Annotated in this window: 21 protein-coding genes, 1 tRNA gene, 1 other RNA gene and 1 pseudogene; 11 read left to right on the forward strand and 13 right to left on the reverse strand. The window is 67.3% G+C overall.

The features are described from left to right. Nucleotides 1-146 precede the first annotated feature (146 nt). Both ACQP2E_RS04360 and ACQP2E_RS04365 read right to left on the reverse strand, forming a co-directional pair. Nucleotides 147-689, reverse strand: coding sequence for an Rv3235 family protein (locus ACQP2E_RS04360; RefSeq protein WP_433828586.1), 543 nt, complete (start codon nt 687-689; stop codon nt 147-149). A 107-nt stretch (nt 690-796) separates the two neighbouring features. Next, on the reverse strand, nt 797-1024 hold the full coding sequence (locus tag ACQP2E_RS04365) for a helix-turn-helix transcriptional regulator (RefSeq protein WP_433828587.1): 228 nt from the start codon (nt 1022-1024) through the stop codon (nt 797-799). Between the two features lie 111 nt (nt 1025-1135). On the opposite strand from ACQP2E_RS04365, the gene ACQP2E_RS04370 reads away from it, so the two are divergent. After that, the gene (locus ACQP2E_RS04370) at nt 1136-1639 is read left to right on the forward strand and encodes a DUF6912 family protein (RefSeq protein ID WP_433833764.1); all 504 of its coding nucleotides are present in this window, start codon (nt 1136-1138) and stop codon (nt 1637-1639) included. Here ACQP2E_RS04370 and ACQP2E_RS04375 read toward each other — a convergent pair. Then, a complete protein-coding gene (locus tag ACQP2E_RS04375; RefSeq protein WP_433828588.1) occupies nt 1591-2556 on the reverse strand; it encodes a hypothetical protein in 966 nt (321 codons plus the stop codon). The two genes, ACQP2E_RS04370 and ACQP2E_RS04375, sit on opposite strands and share 49 nt — an antisense overlap. A gap of 311 nt (nt 2557-2867) precedes the next feature. Here ACQP2E_RS04375 and ACQP2E_RS04380 point away from each other — a divergent pair, with 311 nt between their 5' ends. From ACQP2E_RS04380 to ssrA, 8 genes are all read left to right on the forward strand, one after another. Continuing rightward, nucleotides 2868-3383 carry a PadR family transcriptional regulator gene (locus ACQP2E_RS04380; protein WP_111648295.1) on the forward strand — a complete coding sequence of 172 codons (516 nt, stop codon included), beginning with the start codon at nt 2868-2870 and terminating at the stop codon, nt 3381-3383. Nucleotides 3384-3435: 52 nt separating this feature from the next. Further along, nucleotides 3436-4548, forward strand: coding sequence for a peptide chain release factor 2 (gene prfB / locus ACQP2E_RS04385; protein ID WP_433828589.1), 1113 nt, complete (start codon nt 3436-3438; stop codon nt 4546-4548). A gap of 141 nt (nt 4549-4689) precedes the next feature. Then, nucleotides 4690-5370: a cell division ATP-binding protein FtsE gene (gene ftsE / locus ACQP2E_RS04390; protein ID WP_111648294.1), complete on the forward strand. Its 681-nt coding sequence runs from the start codon at nt 4690-4692 to the stop codon at nt 5368-5370. 66 nt (nt 5371-5436) lie between these two features. Continuing rightward, nucleotides 5437-6312 (forward strand): permease-like cell division protein FtsX, encoded by an 876-nt coding sequence (gene ftsX, locus ACQP2E_RS04395; RefSeq protein ID WP_433828590.1) that lies wholly within the window; start codon nt 5437-5439, stop codon nt 6310-6312. Nucleotides 6313-6416: 104 nt separating this feature from the next. Then, a complete protein-coding gene (locus ACQP2E_RS04400; RefSeq protein ID WP_433828591.1) occupies nt 6417-7640 on the forward strand; it encodes a M23 family metallopeptidase in 1224 nt (407 codons plus the stop codon). 63 nt (nt 7641-7703) lie between these two features. Beyond that, complete coding sequence (smpB, locus tag ACQP2E_RS04405; protein ID WP_433828592.1) at nt 7704-8180, forward strand: SsrA-binding protein SmpB; 477 nt, start codon at nt 7704-7706, stop codon at nt 8178-8180. A gap of 133 nt (nt 8181-8313) precedes the next feature. Beyond that, nucleotides 8314-9072: a cellulose binding domain-containing protein gene (locus ACQP2E_RS04410; RefSeq protein ID WP_433828593.1), complete on the forward strand. Its 759-nt coding sequence runs from the start codon at nt 8314-8316 to the stop codon at nt 9070-9072. A 27-nt stretch (nt 9073-9099) separates the two neighbouring features. Beyond that, nucleotides 9100-9477: a transfer-messenger RNA gene (ssrA, locus tag ACQP2E_RS04415) on the forward strand. 254 nt (nt 9478-9731) lie between these two features. Here the strand turns inward: ssrA and ACQP2E_RS04420 are convergent. After that, nucleotides 9732-9941 (reverse strand): annotated as a pseudogene (locus ACQP2E_RS04420) (type II toxin-antitoxin system Phd/YefM family antitoxin); the annotation flags it as partial. Nucleotides 9942-9998: 57 nt separating this feature from the next. Continuing rightward, the gene (locus ACQP2E_RS04425; protein WP_433828594.1) at nt 9999-10805 is read right to left on the reverse strand and encodes an S-methyl-5'-thioadenosine phosphorylase; all 807 of its coding nucleotides are present in this window, start codon (nt 10803-10805) and stop codon (nt 9999-10001) included. A gap of 71 nt (nt 10806-10876) precedes the next feature. Here ACQP2E_RS04425 and ACQP2E_RS04430 point away from each other — a divergent pair, with 71 nt between their 5' ends. Beyond that, nucleotides 10877-11476 carry a YqgE/AlgH family protein gene (locus tag ACQP2E_RS04430; RefSeq protein WP_433828595.1) on the forward strand — a complete coding sequence of 200 codons (600 nt, stop codon included), beginning with the start codon at nt 10877-10879 and terminating at the stop codon, nt 11474-11476. Between the two features lie 76 nt (nt 11477-11552). Further along, nucleotides 11553-11625, forward strand: a tRNA-Ala gene (locus ACQP2E_RS04435). A gap of 155 nt (nt 11626-11780) precedes the next feature. On the opposite strand, the gene ACQP2E_RS04440 is transcribed toward ACQP2E_RS04435, so the two are convergent. From ACQP2E_RS04440 to ACQP2E_RS04475, 8 genes are all read right to left on the reverse strand, one after another. Beyond that, nucleotides 11781-12071 (reverse strand): hypothetical protein, encoded by a 291-nt coding sequence (locus ACQP2E_RS04440; protein WP_433828596.1) that lies wholly within the window; start codon nt 12069-12071, stop codon nt 11781-11783. Between the two features lie 46 nt (nt 12072-12117). Then, nucleotides 12118-12723, reverse strand: coding sequence for a type 4a pilus biogenesis protein PilO (gene pilO / locus ACQP2E_RS04445; RefSeq protein WP_433828597.1), 606 nt, complete (start codon nt 12721-12723; stop codon nt 12118-12120). Further along, a complete protein-coding gene (locus ACQP2E_RS04450) occupies nt 12723-13421 on the reverse strand; it encodes a hypothetical protein (RefSeq protein ID WP_433828598.1) in 699 nt (232 codons plus the stop codon). The genes pilO and ACQP2E_RS04450 overlap by 1 nt, the downstream gene beginning before the upstream one ends. After that, nucleotides 13418-14443 (reverse strand): type IV pilus assembly protein PilM, encoded by a 1026-nt coding sequence (gene pilM, locus ACQP2E_RS04455; RefSeq protein ID WP_433828599.1) that lies wholly within the window; start codon nt 14441-14443, stop codon nt 13418-13420. Before pilM ends, ACQP2E_RS04450 begins: the two co-directional genes overlap by 4 nt. Before the next feature lie 22 nt (nt 14444-14465). Next, complete coding sequence (locus ACQP2E_RS04460) at nt 14466-15251, reverse strand: prepilin peptidase (protein ID WP_433828600.1); 786 nt, start codon at nt 15249-15251, stop codon at nt 14466-14468. 78 nt (nt 15252-15329) lie between these two features. Next, a complete protein-coding gene (locus ACQP2E_RS04465) occupies nt 15330-15809 on the reverse strand; it encodes a prepilin-type N-terminal cleavage/methylation domain-containing protein (protein ID WP_433828601.1) in 480 nt (159 codons plus the stop codon). 81 nt (nt 15810-15890) lie between these two features. Continuing rightward, nucleotides 15891-17123 (reverse strand): type II secretion system F family protein, encoded by a 1233-nt coding sequence (locus ACQP2E_RS04470; protein ID WP_433828602.1) that lies wholly within the window; start codon nt 17121-17123, stop codon nt 15891-15893. Between the two features lie 4 nt (nt 17124-17127). Beyond that, nucleotides 17128-18246, reverse strand: a complete 1119-nt coding sequence (locus tag ACQP2E_RS04475; RefSeq protein ID WP_433828603.1) for a type IV pilus twitching motility protein PilT — start codon at nt 18244-18246, stop codon at nt 17128-17130. Between the last annotated feature and the right edge of the window lie 56 nt (nt 18247-18302).

Below are 18302 nucleotides of genomic sequence, written 5' to 3' on the forward strand. Positions count from 1 at the left end.
CGCAGCGATGCTGCGGGCCGTTTCGCTATCCACCCGAGGGCAGTCGAACACTGGGATGGCTCCGGCTGGACGCTGACGGATCCGCGAACCGGGCGCGGCGCCCGGGACGCCCGCCGCCCGTGCTGCTCGCCGGACGCCCCGGGGGCTCAGATCAGGCACAGGGTCGTCGCCACCCAGCTCTGATCATGAAGCTCCATCCGCAGTGCCAAGGCCCAGGTCCGGTCGCCGGTCACCAGCACGATCGCGGCCTCGATGGCGCCGGCCCGTGGCTCACAGAGCTGCACTCGCAGCACGACCACCGGATCCGGGCGCCGTTGCCCTTTGACGCTGCTGCCTCTGGCTTTGCGGAGCCGGCCGACCCACTGCGCCCCGGCCAGGCCGGAGTCGACCACCTCGGCAGCGGTGGCCGGGAGGCTGAGCCGGCGCAGGTGACCGGCCGGGCGGAATCCGTTGAGGACCTCCACGCAGAGGTGCACGAAACGTCGGACGGCCAGCCGGGCGTCACCGGAGGCGCCAGGTGGCGGTGGTGACTGCGGAACGGCGGCCGGCACCGGTGGCGGGACCGGGACCGGGACGGTCCAGTCCAGCGCCAGCTGCTGCCGTGGCGGGCTCCAGACCTGTGGGGCGAGCTCGTCGTCGAACGGTGGCTCGTACCGCGGCGCGGGGCGCAGGTGGATCGTCGACCGCATGAAGGTCTCCGTTCCTTGTGTTTGCCTACGTTTGCCTTCGACTGTCACTCATGGAGGATCGACGGGGCAATGCGCGAGGAACGATGCGAGCGAAGGGGCAAAACGCCTTAGTCCGGCTCACGCTCGGTCAACGGGTTGTCCCGGACCCAGGTGGCCGTCTCGGCGTACTTCTGCTGGATGTATTCCTCCAGCTTGGCGCGTTCCACCCGCCACTGGCCGCGGCCACCGATCTTGATCGCGGGCAGCTCGCCGCTGCGGACCATGTGGTAGACCTGCGAGTCCGAGACGTTCAGCTCGGTGGCGACGTCGCCCAGCAACAGGAATCGAGGTTCCATAGCCTGAGTTTGCCACCGTTTGCGGCCGAGTTGGATCCCGGATCGTCACGATGAACAGACGCCTGGTGGAATGAGGGCCGGACTCGCGAAGCGCAGGAGGAAGACGTGCCGATCACCGACCTGGTCCGGGTTTACGTGCCGGCCACCGTGCCGATGCTCGCAGCCCTGAAAGCAGCCGGGCGACTCGGCGAGGCGACAACGGCCGCCCACGCGGTGACCCCCGCCCTGCGGGAGTGGTACGCGGAGGGCGACGAGGAGGAGCTGGAGTACGTGGCCTTCACCCGCGCCGCCCAGGACGCCCTGCGGCTGCTGCGGCAGGACTCCTCAGCGCCGCACCGGCGCGTCGTGGTCTCGGCCGACGTGCCCGCGACCGCTTTGGTACGCGAGGACACCGAACTCGGCTCCAGCACGGTCCGGCTGCCGCAGCCGATCACGCTGAAGGAGGTCGCGAGCATCCATGTGGACAGCGCCGACGCCGCCGAGGCGGTCGAGGCCGCGGCCGGTGTGGTCGAGGAGGCGCTGGCCGGTGACCCGGACGCGCAGTTCACCGTCGACAGCGCCGAGGATCACGAGTTGGAGTGGTACGCCGTCTCCGAGCTCGACGAGCTGACCTGACCCTCTTCCTTCTCCTCTTCCCCGTCCCCCTCCGCTTCGTCGGAAGCGGGGGAGAGAGTACGTCCGACCGCGAGCATCGCGGTCATCGCGCCGACGAAGAGGACGATCAGGCCGCTGTTGAGCCGCGCGGTGCTGAGGATCTGCTGGGCCAGCTGGTCCAGCGGGCTGACCCTGCCGGCCAGCTCGAGCACCTCGGCGCCGGCGGTCCGGGAGAGGATCTCGCCGATCACCACGACAAGGCCGGGGCCGGCGCCCGCGAGGGTGTAGAACGGCCACTTCACCTGAGCCTTGCGCAGCAGGAAGTACGCGATCAGGCCGGCCGCCAGACCGCTGAGCGCCGCCTGCCCGTACGAGAACCACTGTGCCGCGTTGGCTGACGACGCGGTGTCGTCGGCACCGAGCAGGTCCAGCACCGGCGCCTGGAAGAGGTTGAGCACGAAGCCGAGCAGGAACACGCCGACCGAGGCGAACGCGGCGGCCGTGATGACCCGCGGGATCCGGAACCCGGCGATCGCGCCGCCGATCGTGGCGGCTGCCGCCACGGTGCCGCCGACGATCGCATACAGCGACCCGGCCGTGTTGATCGTGATCATGGTGACCGCGCTGAGCACGCCGACAAGCAGGCCGGCGCCGGTCGCGACTGCGAAGCGGACGGTGGCGCCGAGCGCCCGCCGCGACCCGAGCAGGGTCAGGACGAGCAGGGCCACGGAGGCTCCGGCCACCAGGTCGGCGGAGACGGCTCCGGGCAACGCGTACGCGGTGGAGGTCACCTCCATCTCGGCGTTCGCCCGGCCGGTGATCGTCACCCGGGCGGACCAGAGCATCGCGGCCGTCCATGCGAGGGCGGCGGCCGCGAGCAGCACCACGGTGAGCCGGGATCCCTCGGAACTCTCCGGAGCTTTGTCACGGTCGGTCATGGAGGTCAGGGTAGCGGGCGAACCTGCGGCCACCCGACCGGCCGGTCCCGAGGAACTATCCACACATGAGCCAAGTGTCGTTTTTTGCACGCGACCTTTGCCCGGTTTGGGAGGTTTCCTGCCTCGGATGCGTCGTCTGACCGAATAGGTGTTCCATCCTACCTGGTCAGGCACGGTTTCAAGGGCGAAACGCCGGGTCTGCACCCTCGTTGTCGGACTGTCTGTGCGGGACAGTCGTTTGTGGAGGCGCAAACTGGACGGATCGTGCGAAATCCTGGACGCCAGAGCTACAAAGTGGCAGCTTAGAAGGCATGCCCGACTTCCAAATCAATCCGACGGCGGCTGCCCTCCTCGGACTCCTTCACGAGGGGCCGATGACCGGTGGCCAGCTGATGGCGGCTGCCGAACGTCGCCTCGGGCCCTACTGGTCGATGACGCGGAGCCAGGTCTACCGCGAATTGCCCGTACTGGCCGAAATGGGGTACGTCCGCCTCGGCAAGCCGGGTCCCAGGTCCAGTCAGCCCTATGCCATCACCGCTTCCGGCAAGCGCGCGTTCAGCCGCTGGCTCGCGGAGTCGCCCGGCCGGGACGCTCTGCGCAATCCGATCGCGCTGCGAGTGGCTTTTGGCCAGCAGCACAGCGGGGAGCAGCTGGAAGTGCTTTACAGCACTGCCAACCAGTACCACTCCGAGGCCATGGCGATGGCCAAGGAACAGGCCAAGGAGGCGAAGAAGAACGGTGATCCGTACGGCGCGGCCGCGCTGGAGTTCGCCGTCGCCTATCACAAGGCCGCTCTCACATGGCTCAAGGCCGTGCCGACGAGCTGATATACGACCTGCCCGGCCAGTTGACTGGCCGGGCGGCGTAGTCTTGGGTGTCGTGACCGCTGCCGACTTTCCTGAGCAACTCAAAGTCCTCGACGCCACCCTCCGCAACATCGAGACCGTCCTGGACGTGGACAAGCTGCGCCGCGACAAGGCCGACCTCGAGGAGCAGGCCTCAGCCCCGGACCTCTGGGACGACCAGGCTCGCGCGCAGGAGGTCAACAGCCGCCTCGCGTACGTCTCGGGAGAGATCTCCAAGCTGGAGCGCCTGCGCTCCCGTCTCGACGATGCCGGGCTCCTCCTCGAAATGGCCGAAGAAGCAGGTGACGCCGGCTCGATCACCGAGGTCGGCGACGAGCTTGTCACGCTGAGCAAGGCCATCGAGGAGATGGAGGTCCGCACCCTGCTCTCCGGTGAGTACGACTCCCGGGAGGCCCTGGTCGCGATCCGGGCCGGTGCGGGTGGTGTGGACGCCGCCGACTTCGCCGAGATGCTGATGCGGATGTACCTGCGCTGGGCCGAGCGGAAGGGCTACCCGACCGAGGTCTACGACACGTCGTACGCGGAAGAGGCCGGCCTCAAGTCCGCCACCTTCGCGGTCAAGGTGCCGTACGCCTACGGAACCCTGAGCGTCGAGTCCGGCACCCACCGCCTGGTCCGGATCAGCCCGTTCGACAACCAGGGCCGCCGGCAGACCAGCTTCGCCGGCATCGAGGTGATGCCCGTTGTGGAGCAGACCGACCACATCGACATTCCGGAAAACGAGATCCGGGTCGACGTGTACCGGTCGTCCGGCCCGGGTGGGCAGAGCGTCAACACCACCGACTCGGCGGTCCGGCTGACCCACATCCCGACCGGCATCGTGGCGTCCTGCCAGAACGAGAAGTCGCAGCTGCAGAACAAAGCGGCCGCCATGCGGGTGCTGCAGGCCCGTCTTCTGGAGCGCAAGCGCCAGGAAGAGGCGGCCAAGATGGCCGATCTGAGGCAGGACACCACCGGATCGTGGGGCGATCAGATGCGTTCGTACGTCCTGCACCCGTACCAGATGGTGAAGGACCTGCGCACCGAGTTCGAGGTCGGTAACCCAACGAACGTCTTCGACGGCGACTTGGACGGCTTCATCGAGGCGGGCGTCCGGTGGCGCAAACAGAACCAGATGAGCGCCTAGCCAATTTCAGTGACAGAGCGCTACCTCGCCTGAACGCTGGGTCAGGCGAGGAGTGCCCGATTCAGCCGTTACCGCAGGTGGCAAATATTCCGGCCCCCGGCGGACTTGGCGAATTCGTTACACCGCGTAGACTCCAGTCCCGTGATTCAGCTCGAGAACGTGACGAAGACGTATCCGAAGGCGTCTCGGCCGTCGTTGGACAATGTCAGCGTCGGGATCGAGAAGGGTGAGTTCGTCTTCTTCATCGGCCCCTCCGGTTCCGGTAAGTCGACGATCATCAAGTTGCTGCTGAAAGAGGTCGCTCCGACCAGCGGCAAAGTGGTGGTGAACGCCAAGGACGTGACCTCCCTGCGCTCGTGGAAGATCCCCCACTTCCGGCGTTCGATCGGTTGTGTCTTCCAGGACTTCCGCCTGCTGCCCAACCGCACCGCGTACGAGAACGTGGCGTTCGCCCTTGAGGTGATCGGCAAGACGAAAGCCGTCGCCCGGCGCGTCGTTCCCGAGGTGCTGGAACTGGTCGGCCTCGGCGGCAAGGAGCACCGTTACCCGCACGAGCTCTCCGGTGGAGAGCAGCAGCGAGTCGCGGTGGCACGGGCGTTCGTGAACCGGCCGCTGATCCTGCTCGCCGACGAGCCCACCGGTAACCTCGACCCGGATACCTCCATCGAGATCATGCGTCTTCTCGATCGGATCAACCGGACTGGCACGACCGTCGTGATGGTCACGCACGACTCCAACATCGTCAACCAGATGCGCCGGCGGGTCATCGAGATCGAAAGCGGACGGATCGTCCGTGACCAGGCCCGCGGTGTCTACGGATAGGCCCGGCTCCGTGCTCGTACCGGCAGCTGACACAGCAACACGCGGAGTCCTTGGAGGATCCCCCCGATGCGCGTGAAGTACGTCCTCAACGAGGTCTTGGTGGGCCTGTGGCGAAACGTCACGATGACGGTCGCCATGATCATCACCATGTCGGTCTCGTTGACCATGCTGGGCGCGAGCGTGCTCATGTACATGCAGGTCGACAGGATGAAGACCTTCTACTACGGCGAGATCGAGGTCTCGATCTTCCTGAACGACGACGTCGACGAGGCACAACGGGCGGCGATCGATCAGGCGATCGACAGCAACCCGCTGGTCAAGGAGAAGACGTACGAGAACAAGGAGCAGGCCTTCGAGCGCTTCAAGGTGCTCTGGGAGGACTCTCCTGACTTCGTCAACTCGATCAGCGCGAGCAGCCTCCCCGAGTCGTACCGGGTGAAGCTGAGTGATCCCGAGCAGTACGCGGACTTCGCCAAGGAGATCGAGGGTCTGCCCGGGATCCGGCAGATCATCGACCAGAGGACCCTGCTCGACAAGGTCTTCAAGATCTTCAACTCGATCCAGGTGATGTCGCTGGTCGTGGCGGCGGTGATGGCATTCGCCGCGTTGCTGCTGGTTGGCAACACCATCCAGGTGGCCGCCTACAGCAAACGCCGAGAAGTCGCGGTGATGAAACTGGTGGGCGCGTCGAACTGGTTCATCCAGGCACCATTCGTCCTCGAGGCGGTGGTCGCCGGGTTGATCGGCTCGGTGCTGGGCTTCGTCGCCTTGTTCATCGGCAAGGTCGTGCTGCTCGACAACAAGCTGCAGGCCTTGACCACGATCCTGACGCCCATCCCGAACGGCAACGTGTGGCTCATGCTGCCGCTGCTCGCCGGTGTCGGCTCGCTGGTCAGCGCTGTCACCGCATGGGTCACCCTGCGGTTCTACCTCAAGGTCTAAATAGTTCCCGGACCTGCATCCGACGGCCGCGATCCCTGACGGGGTCGCGGCCGTCGGGCGATTTACGGCATTTCGGGCGATTGGTGGGGGTACGGTGACTCCCCGTGAGGTATCGCCGTTCTGCTGCTCTGCTCACCGTTTGTCTGTGTCTGCTGGCATCCTTCGAGGAGCCGGCCGCTGCTGATCGGGGTGACGACGCCGCCAGGGCGGTCCGCAAGGCCGAGGCGCTACTGGAGAGTGCGAGCGTCACCGCCCGCGCCGCAGCCCGCCGCCTGGCCGCCGCCACCGCCTCGATGCCCGCCGCGCAGCGCAAGGTCGCCACCACCCGCGGGGTCGTCGTCGCCACGAAGGTCGAGGCCAACACCGCCCGGCGGCAGGCCAACCGGGCCCGCGCCGAGTACCGCGAGGTCGCCGACTACTACACCAACGCGGCGGACCGGGTCAGCGAGGCGCGCTCCCGGGTCGACCGGATCGCCGCCACCAGCTACATGGGCAGCACGTTCTCCCGGGTCAACGTGCTCGTCACCGCTTCCGGGCCACAGGACATGCTGGACCGGATGGGCTTCGTCGAGCAGCTGATGGACCACGAGCAGGCCGAAGTGCGTACCCTCGTGGGTGCTCGCAGGGACGCCCGCGCCGCGCATGACCGAGCCGGCGCCGCGAAGCGCGCCGCGGAGGAATTCGAGCGCGTCGCCCTCAACAAGCTGCGTGCCGCGCAAGCGGCGCAGACGGCCGCTGTCGAGGCCCGGCAGGCGATGTACCACCTGGTTCTCGCCCGGCAGACCGCGCTTCGTGCCGCGCAGGCGCAACGGGTCACCGTGCTTGCGAACTACCGTGCCGCGCTCGCGACCGAGCGCAAGGTCCAGGCCGCGCTGCGCGGTTACGACAGCCGGACCGGCGGTGTGAAGGGTTATGGCGGTGGCCGGCTCACCATGCCGGTGCAGGGCTGGAAGAGCAGCGACTTCGGGAATCGGTACGACCCCTACTACCGGGTCTGGCAGCTGCACGCGGGCACCGACTTCGCGGCCGGATCGGGCACCGCGATCCGGGCCGCCGCCACCGGACGGGTCATCCAGGCGGGCTGGGCCGGTGGGTACGGCAACTACACGTGCATCAATCACGGGCAGCTCGGTGGATACGGATTCACCACCTGTTACGGCCACCAGTCCCGGATGTACGTCCATCGCGGGTCCTACGTGCGCCGTGGCCAGGTGATCGGCCGGGTCGGCAGCACCGGGGCGTCCACCGGCGCGCACCTGCACTTCGAGACCCGTTTCGGCGGGGTGCCGCGCAATCCGCTGCACTATCTGCCCGGATGCCTCTGCTGAGGGTTTGCCGGGCAGGCCGGGTAGGATTGATCGGTTCCACCATCGTCAATAGGGAGGGCCGACGTGCCGCGCGAACAAGGGCGTAAGCCGGTTGCCTCCAACCGCAAGGCGTACCACGACTACACCATCCTCGAGACGTACGAGGCCGGGATGGTGCTGACCGGCACCGAGGTGAAATCGCTGCGGCTCGGGCGTGCCTCGCTGGTCGACGCGTTCGGCCACGAGAACCGGGGCGAGATCTTCCTGCACGGGCTGCACATCCCGGAGTACACGCAGGGCACCTGGACCAACCATGAGCCGCGCCGGGTCCGCAAGCTGCTGCTGAACCGCGAAGAGATCCACAAGGTGCTCAGCAAGCTGCGCGACGACGGCGTCACGCTGGTGCCGCTCTCGGTCTATTTCCAGAACGGCTACGCCAAGGTCGAGATCGGCGTCGCGAAGGGCAAGAAGAGCTACGACAAGCGGAACGACCTGGCCGCCCGGGACGCCCAGCGGGAGATCAACCGCGCGATGGGCCGCCGTGCCAAAGGCATGGACTGACGGGGTATCCTGCCCAGCCTGGTTCTGTTGATCTATCGCTGGCTCTGCCTGTCGTTCGCTGGCTCTGTCCCGTTATCCGCTGGCTCTGTCCTGTCGTTCGCTGGCTCTGTCCTGTCGCGAGGAGACTCGGTCGTTGTCGAAACATGCCGAACGCCGGTTCACTCCGGCACGACTCATCCTCGGGTTGGCCGCTGCCGTGCTGGTCGCCCTGGTCGGCTTGATCGTGGTCCGCTCCGGTGGCAGTGGCTCCGCGTCGGCCGCCGGTGATCCGTTGCTCGTTCACCCGTCCGCCGGTGACCTCCAAGCGGTGGAGAACCACATTCCGCTTGATGAGCCGCTGACCACAGCGACGGCTGCCGGTGGCTCACCGTCGGCGTCGGCATCGCTGGCCTCTGCCTCAGCATCGCCGACTGCCTCGGTCAGCCGGTCGGCCGGCGCGTCGGTCTCGCCGTCGTCTCCGGCGGCCTCGCCCGTCACCTCCGTGCCCGGTGCTCCGGCGCCCACCACGGCTGCGCCGACGCCGGAGAAGACGACCGCCCCGGCCGCTCCGAAGCCGACCAAGACCGCGCCGGCGCCGGTCAACGACCTTGCCGTCACGTACTCCACCACCGCCACCTGGCGGGGCGGCTTCATCGCCTCGGTGCGGATCGAGAACGAGGCGTCCGTCACCCGCGATTACTCCGTGACGATCAATTACCCGTCCGGTTCCGACGTGAAGATTTACGGCGCCTGGAACACCCGGGCCAGCGGCGGCGGCGAGCAGGTCACCCTGAGCGGGACCCTCAACGCAGGCGCGTCGATCACCGCCGGATTCCAGGGCGGCAAGGACGGCGACCGCAACATAAGATCACCAAGCTGCTCCGTCGGTGGCGGAACCTGCCGGGTGAGCTAAGATTGCCGGGTTGTGGAACACATGCCAGGGGGTGACTGGTTTCGACTTCGTACGTGGAGACAGGGGAAGCGAGCCGAGGAAGCCGACGTCGTCTCGAGAATCGGTCGTCGGAAACTTATAAGCGCCAAGGATAACTCCCGCGCTGACTTCGCCCTTGCCGCCTGAGGTAAGTAGCGAGTCTGTCGACCCGGGGTCGCCTTCGACCCGGTTTGTCGGCATAAGCTAGAAGGCTGGCCAAACGGTTCTAGTCGTGAGGACCGGGCGGCGAGATCAAACACGGCTGGGCCCGTCATGCCAACTCGCTCACGTGATTGGCAGGGCCGAGTAGAGACATAGTGAGCTGCGCTCGGAGAAGCCCTGACAAAGCAACGAAGGACCCGGGTTCGATTCCCGGCACCTCCACTGCCTGGCGGCCCCCTGCTCGCGGAAAGCGCGAGCAGGGGGCCGTTTCGGTATTCTGCTCAGGGGGCCGAGCCCCCTGAAACCCCACGGTGCGGTTGGTTGCGCTGGGTGGGGGCTTGGTGCGCTGGGTGGGGGCTTGTGCGCCTGGGTGGGTGACTCGCGGATCCGGCGGTAGCGCCGTTTTGGCGGATCGCGTTCAGGCGGCCAAGAGCTCGGGGAGATCGGGCGGTCCCAGCTTGCCCAGGGACTGCTTGATCGTCACCTCCCAGATCGTGGCGACACTGATGTAGACCAGTAAGGGAGCCTCGCCCTGTCCTGTTGACCCGCGGCTTGAGCGGAATCACCTTGGCCACGGGGGAGCCCGCGCGGCTGATGATGATTTCCTCGCCGTGTTCGACCCGGTCGATGATGCGTGACAGGTTGCCCTCAGCGTCATGAATGCTGATGTGGGCCGCAGGCTCGGACATGGGGTCACCTCCGGAAATCGAGGTTAGTCCACCCGGCTGGCGCTCCGGGCGTACCGATCAGGGCAGTTGGAAAGGCAGTTTGATGCCCGCCAGGGCGTCCTTGCAGGGGCAGGAACGCTTGGCAGGCAGCTTGACCACCGCGTCCAGCAGCACCTCACGCAGTCGCGCGGTGTTCTCCCCGAAGACCCGGAAGACCTCCTCGTGGGTGACGGCCTCGCCGCCCTCGACGCCCGCGTCCAGATCGGTCACCAGCGCGATCGCCGTGTAGCAGAGCTCCAGCTCCCGGGCCAGGACCGCTTCCGGGTGACCGGTCATGTTCACGATCGTGCCGCCGATCGCGGTGAACCAGCGGGACTCGGCGCGGGTGGAGAAGCGCGGTCCTTCCACGACGACCATGGTGCCGCCGTCGACGGCGTTCACCCGCTCGGCGGAATCCAGCACCGCGGCGCGGCCGGCCGGGCAGTACGGGTCGGCGAACGAGACGTGCACGGCGCCCTGGTCGAAGAACGTCTGCTCGCGGCCGCTGGTCCGGTCGATCAGCTGGTCAGGAACCACGAACGTGCCCGGGCCCAGCTCCGGCCGCAGGCCGCCGACCGCGCACGGGGCGACGATCTGGCGTACGCCGAGCGAGCGCAGCGCCCACAGGTTGGCACGGTACGGAATCTTGTGCGGCGGAAACCGGTGGTCACGCCCGTGCCGCGGCAGGAATGCCACCCGGCGTCCACCCACCTCGGCGATCGTGACCTTGTCGGAGGGCGCGCCGTACGGCGTGCTGACCTCGAACTCCGTGGCGTTGTCGAGGAGCGCGTACAGCCCCGATCCGCCGATGACACCGATCTCTGCTGCCGTAGGTGGCGGGTTCATGTCCAGACCTTATCCGTGGCCGGAAACGCAGGCTAATGTGCGAGTCATGGCAACGTCGAGCGGACGGCGGGATGCACGTGTTCGGTGAAGGGCAGCGAGTTGGAGGCCGGTCTGTGGAGTCGATGACCGGTCAGTTGCTCGTCGCCACGCCCACCCTCAAAGACCCGAACTTCGACCGTACGGTCGTGCTGCTGGTCGCCCACGAGACCGGCGGCGCTCTCGGCGTCGTCCTCAACCGGGCGACCGAGGTGCCGGTCGCCGAGGTTCTCGGCAATTGGGGAGAGCTGGCCGGTGACCCGGCCGTGCTCTTCGAGGGCGGCCCGGTCCAGCCCGAGTCGGCCATCTGCCTGGCGCGTACCCGTCCCGAGGTGAAGAAGCGCGTGACCGGGTTCCACACGGTCAGCGGATCCCTCGGCACTCTCGACCTCTCCGCCGACCCGGACCGGATGCGCGAGAACGTCGCCGGCATCCGCGTCTTCGCAGGCTACTCCGGCTGGTCCGCGGGCCAGCTGGAGGAGGAGATCGCCGCCGGCTCCTGGTTCGTCTTCGACGCGCTCCCCGGGGACCCCTTCGTCGAACGCCCCGACGACCTCTGGGCCATGGTCCTGAAACGCCAGGGCGACATCCTCGCAGCGGTCGCCCATTTCCCACCGGACCCAGCCCTCAACTGAGGGGGTGGCTGAAGCCTCGCCCGAAGGTTGTGTAGTATTTCCAGCGTGCCCGGGGGAAACGCCGGGGACACCGCAAGGGGCTGTGGCGCAGCTGGTAGCGCACCACACTGGCAGTGTGGGGGTCAGGGGTTCGAGTCCCCTCAGCTCCACTCGAGCGGGATGGGCGGTCTATGTTCGCGGAAAGCGCGAACATGGGCCGCTCTCGTCATTTCTGCTCCGGGGGCCGAGCCCCCGGAAACCCCGCGTTGCGATGGTCATCCTGAGCGCATCGGCGCCGGCTTAATCCCTTTCCTTTTGGTACGCGCTAAAGCTTCTGTACGCGCAAGGGGAACGCTGGGCCTGGTTCGTCGGGGTGCCAGCCTTGGTCCTGGGCCTGGCGGACCATCGTGGCCACCAGCGCTGGGACGGTGGCTGTGCCGATCCAGTCGCCTGGGGTGCCGCCGACTGTGGCCAGCAGGATTGCGCCCCGGCGGTCGGCTCGCTCCACCGCGAAGGCGAGCGCCAAGGGGAGCAGCGACGGGTGGGATGGGCGTTTGCGGACACGCCAGCGGTAAACGACGCCGTCCACCGTGATCAAGCGATTCAGCACAGCCATACACCGATCAATGCCCCGCCGGGCGGCGGGGCAATCCGGCCGCGGGTCAGGAGGCTTCCTCCAGGTCCTTCTTGAGTTCGTCCAGGTCGACCGTCTCGGACGCGGTGATGAAGGCGCTCAGGCCCAGCGTCACGGATGCCTCGCTGGGGCTGTCGATCGTCAGCGAGGCACTGTCGATCAGCACCGCGCGTGGCTGCGTGTTCTGCAGCTGCTTGAGGAACTTGCTGAGGTTCGTGGTCTTGCCCTCGGCGTTGAGCGTGATCGGCAGCTCGGTGACCGCGCCGGCGTCGTCGGAGGTCTCCGGCTCGGCCGCGCTGTAGCCGCTGACGTCGACGTCCAGCTTGGTGCCGAGCGTCTGCAGCTCGCGCAGGAACGCCGGGATGCTGTTGTTGTTGCTGCTCTGCGGCAGGGCGGCCTGGTACGTCGCCAGCTCGGTCATGTACTGGTCGAGATTCTCGGCGCGTTTCTGCTGCTGCGAGTACTTGCTCTTCAGCGTGCTCACCTGGGCCGCGATGGTGCCGGCCTGCTCGCGTTCGCCGTCCGCCTCAGCGTACTTCGGTTTGATCAGCATGAACCAGCTGGCGATGATCAGGACGGCCATCAGTGAGAGCCCGCCGATGAGCCAGATGCTGTCGATGCGACGTGCGGTCATCACTTTCCTCCGCTCGGGCAGACGTGGTCGGAGTCCACGAGGCGGCCGCAGAGCGCGTCCTCGGTGATGGTCACGGTGATGCTGAAGGCGACCTTGCCGTCGCCGCCGGCGATGCTGCTGACGAACGGGTTCGAGGCGTCTTCCAGGTCGCTGAGCGCGTCCACGTACGCCGCGACGACCTTCTTGTTCTTCGCGGTGCCGGTGACGGTCAGGGTTCCGACCTCGCCGGCTGTGCTGACGGTGCCGCTGTTCGCACTGTCGAGCGAGGCGGTGATCTCGGCGACCGTCACGTCCACGTCGTCGGCCCGGTCCCGGATGAGGTCGAGCATGTTCGCCCAGGAGAGGTCGTTCGCGAGCGCCGCCTTCAGCTCCTTGGTGAGCAGGGCGGTGCCGTTGTCGACCTTGATGAGGCCCTGCACCTCGGGGTCCTTCTGCTGGGCCCGCTGCACGTCGGTGAGCTGGGCGAAGGCGTCGTTGTTCTCGGTACGCGCGGCGTCCAGGTCCTGGATGGCGAGCCAGTACCAGCCGCCGAGCATGGCGAGCACGAGCGTCAGCGAGACCAGCACGAACCCGCGGGTACGCCGGGCGCGCCGGCCGTCCCGGATCTCCGGGGGCAGCAGGTCGGCGCGGACGCTCAGCACCCGGGCCGCCTGTGCGGGGGAGACCGAGGGGTCGACAGGCATCAGGACCGTAGTCATCGCGACGCTCCCAGGGTGAGGCCGATCGACACGGCCGCCGACGGCACGAAACTGTCGAATCCGCGTTCGCGGGCCTTGCGGGTGTCACGCAGGCGGGCCGTCGAGTCCGCGTACATCACCGCGACGCCGAGCTGCTCCTGGAGGTGTTCGGCGAGGCCGGGCATCAGCGCGCTGCCGCCGCAGAGCGACACCCGGGTGACCTGTTTCTGCCGCTCGCCGGAAGCGAGATAGGTGAAGGAGCTGCGCAGCTCGCTGGCGAGCGGCCGGACCGCGTCGGTGAGCGCCGCGACGGTGTCCGGATTGCCGTCGCCGTGCAGGCCGTTGCGGCACTTGATCGCCTCGGCCTCGGCCGTGTCGACACCCAGCCGGGTCGCGATGCTCTCGGTCACCTCGGTGCCTCCGCGAGGGAGGGTGCGCACGAAGATCGGCTCCCCGTCCGCATGCACCACGACGCTGGTGATGTTGGCGCCGATGTCGACGATCGCCTCGACCTGTGCGTCCAGCCGGGATGCGGACCGCAGCAACGCGAACGAGGCCAGGTCGACGCCGGTGACCTGGAGGCCGGCCTTCTCGACGGACTGCACCATGGTCACCACGGAGTCCTTCGGCATGGCGATCAGCAGGCCGCGCACGGTCGGATTGTCGCCAGGCTCCTCCAGCGGAAGGAAGTCCAGCAGTGAACGCTCGACCGCGAGCGGCAAAGCCTCCTTGACCTGGAACGGCAGGGCCTGCTTCATCTGGTTGGCCGGCAGGTTGGCGATCGACATCTCGCGGACCACCAGCTGCGGGTTGGTGACGCCGATGGCGACCTTCTTGGTGCCGAACCGGCAGGCGGCCCAGAGCTGCTTGAGCGCCGCCGTGACGGCGATCGGGTCCTGGATGACGCCGCCGATGACGGTGCCGGGAGGAAGCGGGAACTGTCCGAAATTGATCAGGGTGTAGTCGTCTTTGGAGCGGCGTACCTCGACCGCCCGGATGGAGGACGAGCCGATGTCGAGCCCGATCGGTGTTGCTCCGGCCATCGGCCTTCCTTCCTATCAGCGATCAGAGGGTGGGTGCGAGCAGCAGGTTGCTGTACCAGTCACCGAGTGGCGTCGCCGCGAAGACCGCGAGGAACGCGCCGGCCAGCATGTACGGGCCGAACGGGATCTTGCTCTTGCGACTGGCGAGCTTGAGCGAGAGCAGGACCGCGCCGGCCAGCCCGCCGAGCAGGAAGCCGGCGAAGGCGCCGATCGCGACCGCGCTCCAGCCGAGCCAGCCGAGGTAGAAGCCGAGCAGCGGTGCGAGCTTCACGTCGCCGCCGCCCATCCCCCAGAAGGAGATGACCAGGTAGAAGACGTAGAGCGCGACGGCCGCGACGAGGCCCCGGATGACCGCGCTCAGATCACCGGCGGCCAGCGAGACCGGCACCAGAAGGGCGACGGCCACCGCGTACGAAGGGAGGACGATCTTGTCAGGCAGCCGCATGACGTCCAGGTCGATGAGCGCCAGGGCGATCGCGACGGCCGCGAGGTAGAGGTAGGCGGGTAGTTCCCAGGACCAGCCGAACCGGGCGGCGACCGCCACGAACAGGGCGGCCGTACCGGCCTCGACCAGCGGATATCTGGCGCTGATCGGGGTGTGGCAGTCCGCGCACCGGCCGCGAAGCAGCAGCCAGCCGAGCACCGGGACGTTGTGCCGGGGGCGTACCGCGCTGGTGCAGTGCGGGCAGTGCGAGCCGGGCCGTACCAGCGACTCGCCGCGGGGAACCCGGTAGATCACCACGTTGAGGAACGAGCCGATCGCGAGACCGAGCACACCGGCGACGATGAGCAGCGGTGTCAGCAGCATGATCGGCTCTTCCTCTCCGGAGAAGGAACAGGGCGCTGCCCGGGTGGCGCCGCAAGCCGGCGGCGCCACCCGGTGGCATCACTTACAGGTGGTCAGCGTCAGCGTGGTGCTGGCGGTCTTGACGGAGCCGCCGGTCGAGCTGTCGTAGACGTACCACTTGCCGCTGCCGCCGGTGTTGTTGGCGCAGATCAGGTACGCGCTGGTGCCGTTCGGCACGTACGAGAGCTGGGTCTTGTCGGAGAGCGTGACGACGCCGTCCGTGCCGCCGGTCTGCTTGGTCAGCGTGAGCGACGCGGTCGCGCTGCTCGTGTTGGTCTGGTCCTTCTGAGCGGTCGGGTACGTGTTGCCGTTGTTCGTGTAGTACTGCTCCACCGCGCTGATCGCCCCACGCACGTCGGACTGTGCCGACTTGTCGGCCGCACCCTGGCGGTAGTTCAGGTAGACCGGGACCGCGATGGCGACGAGGACACCGATGATGACCACGACCACGAGGAGCTCGATCAGGGTGAAGCCTTCGTCGGCCTTCTTGGCGCGAAGCTTGGCGATGACGTCCTGCATTCGGGGTGCCTCCAGGGCATGAGGGTCGGGCGGGGAAGGTGGTGCTGACCGGCAGTCGGGAGCAGCCGGGAATGCTGAGGATCAGCTCGTCTGGATGTTCTGGTAGATCGTGAACATCGGCAGGTAGAGGCAGACGACCATGCCGCCGACCACGGCGCCCATGACGAGCACCATGATGGGTTCGATCGACGCCGTCAGTGATTCGGCTGCCTCGTCGACCTCTCTGTCGTAGAAGTCGGCAACCTTGTCCAGCATCTGACTGATTTGGCCGCTTTCTTCACCGACTTCGATCATCTGTGTGACCATCTCCGGGAAGATTTTGTGGTTGCGCAGGGCCGAGGACATCGGCTGACCGTCACGGACGGTGGCCTGGACGTCTTTCATGGCGACGTTGATGACCTCGTTGCCGGTGGTCTCGCCGACCACCGACAGTGCCTGCATGACCGGGACGCCGACGTTGAGCAGAAGTCCCAGGTTGCGGGAGAACCGGCTCATCGCCAGCTTGCGCAGCAGCGACCCGAAGACCGGCATACGCAGCTTGATGCCGTCGACCTTGTGCCGGAAGTCGGCGCTCGCCCGCATCTGGCGCTTGTACGCGAAACTGGTGCCGGCGCCGACGCCGATGATGAGCGGGCCGATCCAGCCCATGTTGTGGCTCGCGTCGACGAGAAACTGGGTGATACCGGGCAGTTCGCCGCCGAGATTCTTGAACATCGCCTCGAAGATCGGGACGATGAAGACCAGAACCGCGGCGATCAGTACGAAGGTGAAACCCAGCACGATCGCCGGATAGGTCAGCGCTCCCTTGATCTTGCCGCGGAGCGCGGTGTCCTTCTCCAGGCTCTGTGCGATCTGTTCGAGAGCCTTGTCGATCATGCCGCCGGTCTCGCCGGCCCGGATCATCGCGATCATCAGGCGTGGGAAGACCCGATCGTGCTTGGCCATCGACACGGAGAGTCCCGAGCCCCCAGCCACGTCGGTACGAACCTCGGCGATCGCCTTCTTCAGCGCCGGCGAGGACGTCTGCTCCTCGAGGATCGACAGCGAACGCAGCAGCGACATGCCGGACGCGGTCATCGTGGCGAACTGCCGGGCGAAGACCGCGACGTCCTTGAGCTTGACCCGGTTGCCGAAGCCAGGGATCTTGACCTCGCGCTGCATGCCCTGGCCCGCTTCGCTCAGCCCGAGCGGAACCTCGCCACGCTGGCGCAGCATGTGTGTCGCGGCGGCCTCGTTGGGCGCCTCGATCGTGCCCTTGGATTTCTTTCCCTGGGCGTCGATCGTGTTGTAGTTCCAGACCTTGGTGGCCGGCATCTGATCACGCCCGTCCCACGAGCCGCTTGAGCTCGTCCGGTGAGTGGCTGATCTCCAGCGCGGTCGTCAGGCTGATCGAGCCTTCCCGGACCTTCTCGGCCAGGTGCTGGTCGAAGGCGAGCATGCCCTCGCTGGCACCGGCCTGCATGAAGGACGGGATCTGGTGCGACTTGCCCTCGCGGATCAGGCTCCGGATGGCGGGGGTCGCGGTCAGGATCTCGGCGATCACGACGCGTCCTTTTCCGTCGGCCTTCGGCGCCAGCGCCTGGGTGATCACGCCCTGGAGGCTGGCTGCCAGCTGGGCGCGGATCTGGAGTTGCTGGTGCGGCGGGAAGATGTCGATGACCCGGTCGATGGTCTGGGTGGCGCTCTGCGTGTGCAGCGTCGCCAGCACCAGGTGACCGGTCTCCGCAGCGGTCAGCGCGGTCGCTGTCGTCTCCAGGTCGCGCAGCTCGCCGACCAGGATGATGTCCGGGTCCTGCCGCAGCGCGTGCTTGAGCGCGCTGGCGAAGTTGTCGGTGTCGGTGCCCACCTCGCGCTGGTTGACCACGCTGCGCTTGTGCGGGTGCAGGAACTCGATCGGGTCCTCGATCGTGATGATGTGGTCGGCCCGGGTGCGGTTCGCCAGATCGAGAAGCGAGGCCAGGGTCGTGGTCTTGCCGGAACCGGTCGGGCCGGTGACCAGCACCAGGCCGCGTGGCAGATGCGCGAACCGGGACACCGACTCCGGCATGCCCAGCTCGTCCAGTGGCTTGATCTTGTGCGGGATGGCCCGGAAGACCGCGCCGCAGGAGGTTCGCTGCCGGTAGAGGTTGCCGCGGTAGCGGGAGACGCCCACGATGCTGTGCGCGAAGTCCATCTCCTGCACACGCAGGAAGGTCTCCCACTGCTCCGGCGAGACCGCCGCACGGGCCAGAAGCTCGGTGTCCGAGGCGTTGAGCTTGCCGTAACCGGGAACCGGCCGCAGCGAGCCGTCGACCCGCATCATCGGCGGTGAGCCGACGGTCAGGTGCAGGTCGGAGCCACGAGATTCCACCAGAGTGACGAGCAACTGGTCGAGCACGTCCAGATCGTCCGAGGTGGCGGCCGTGTCCGGCTGCCGAACCTGCTCGATCGTGTCCATTTCCCGCTCCAGTCATTTCATCGTCCCGACGACATTTGATTCGGCACCGAAGGGAC

The sequence above is a fragment of the Actinoplanes sp. CA-015351 genome (assembly GCF_050955685.1).
Classification (GTDB): Bacteria; Actinomycetota; Actinomycetes; order Mycobacteriales; family Micromonosporaceae; genus Actinoplanes.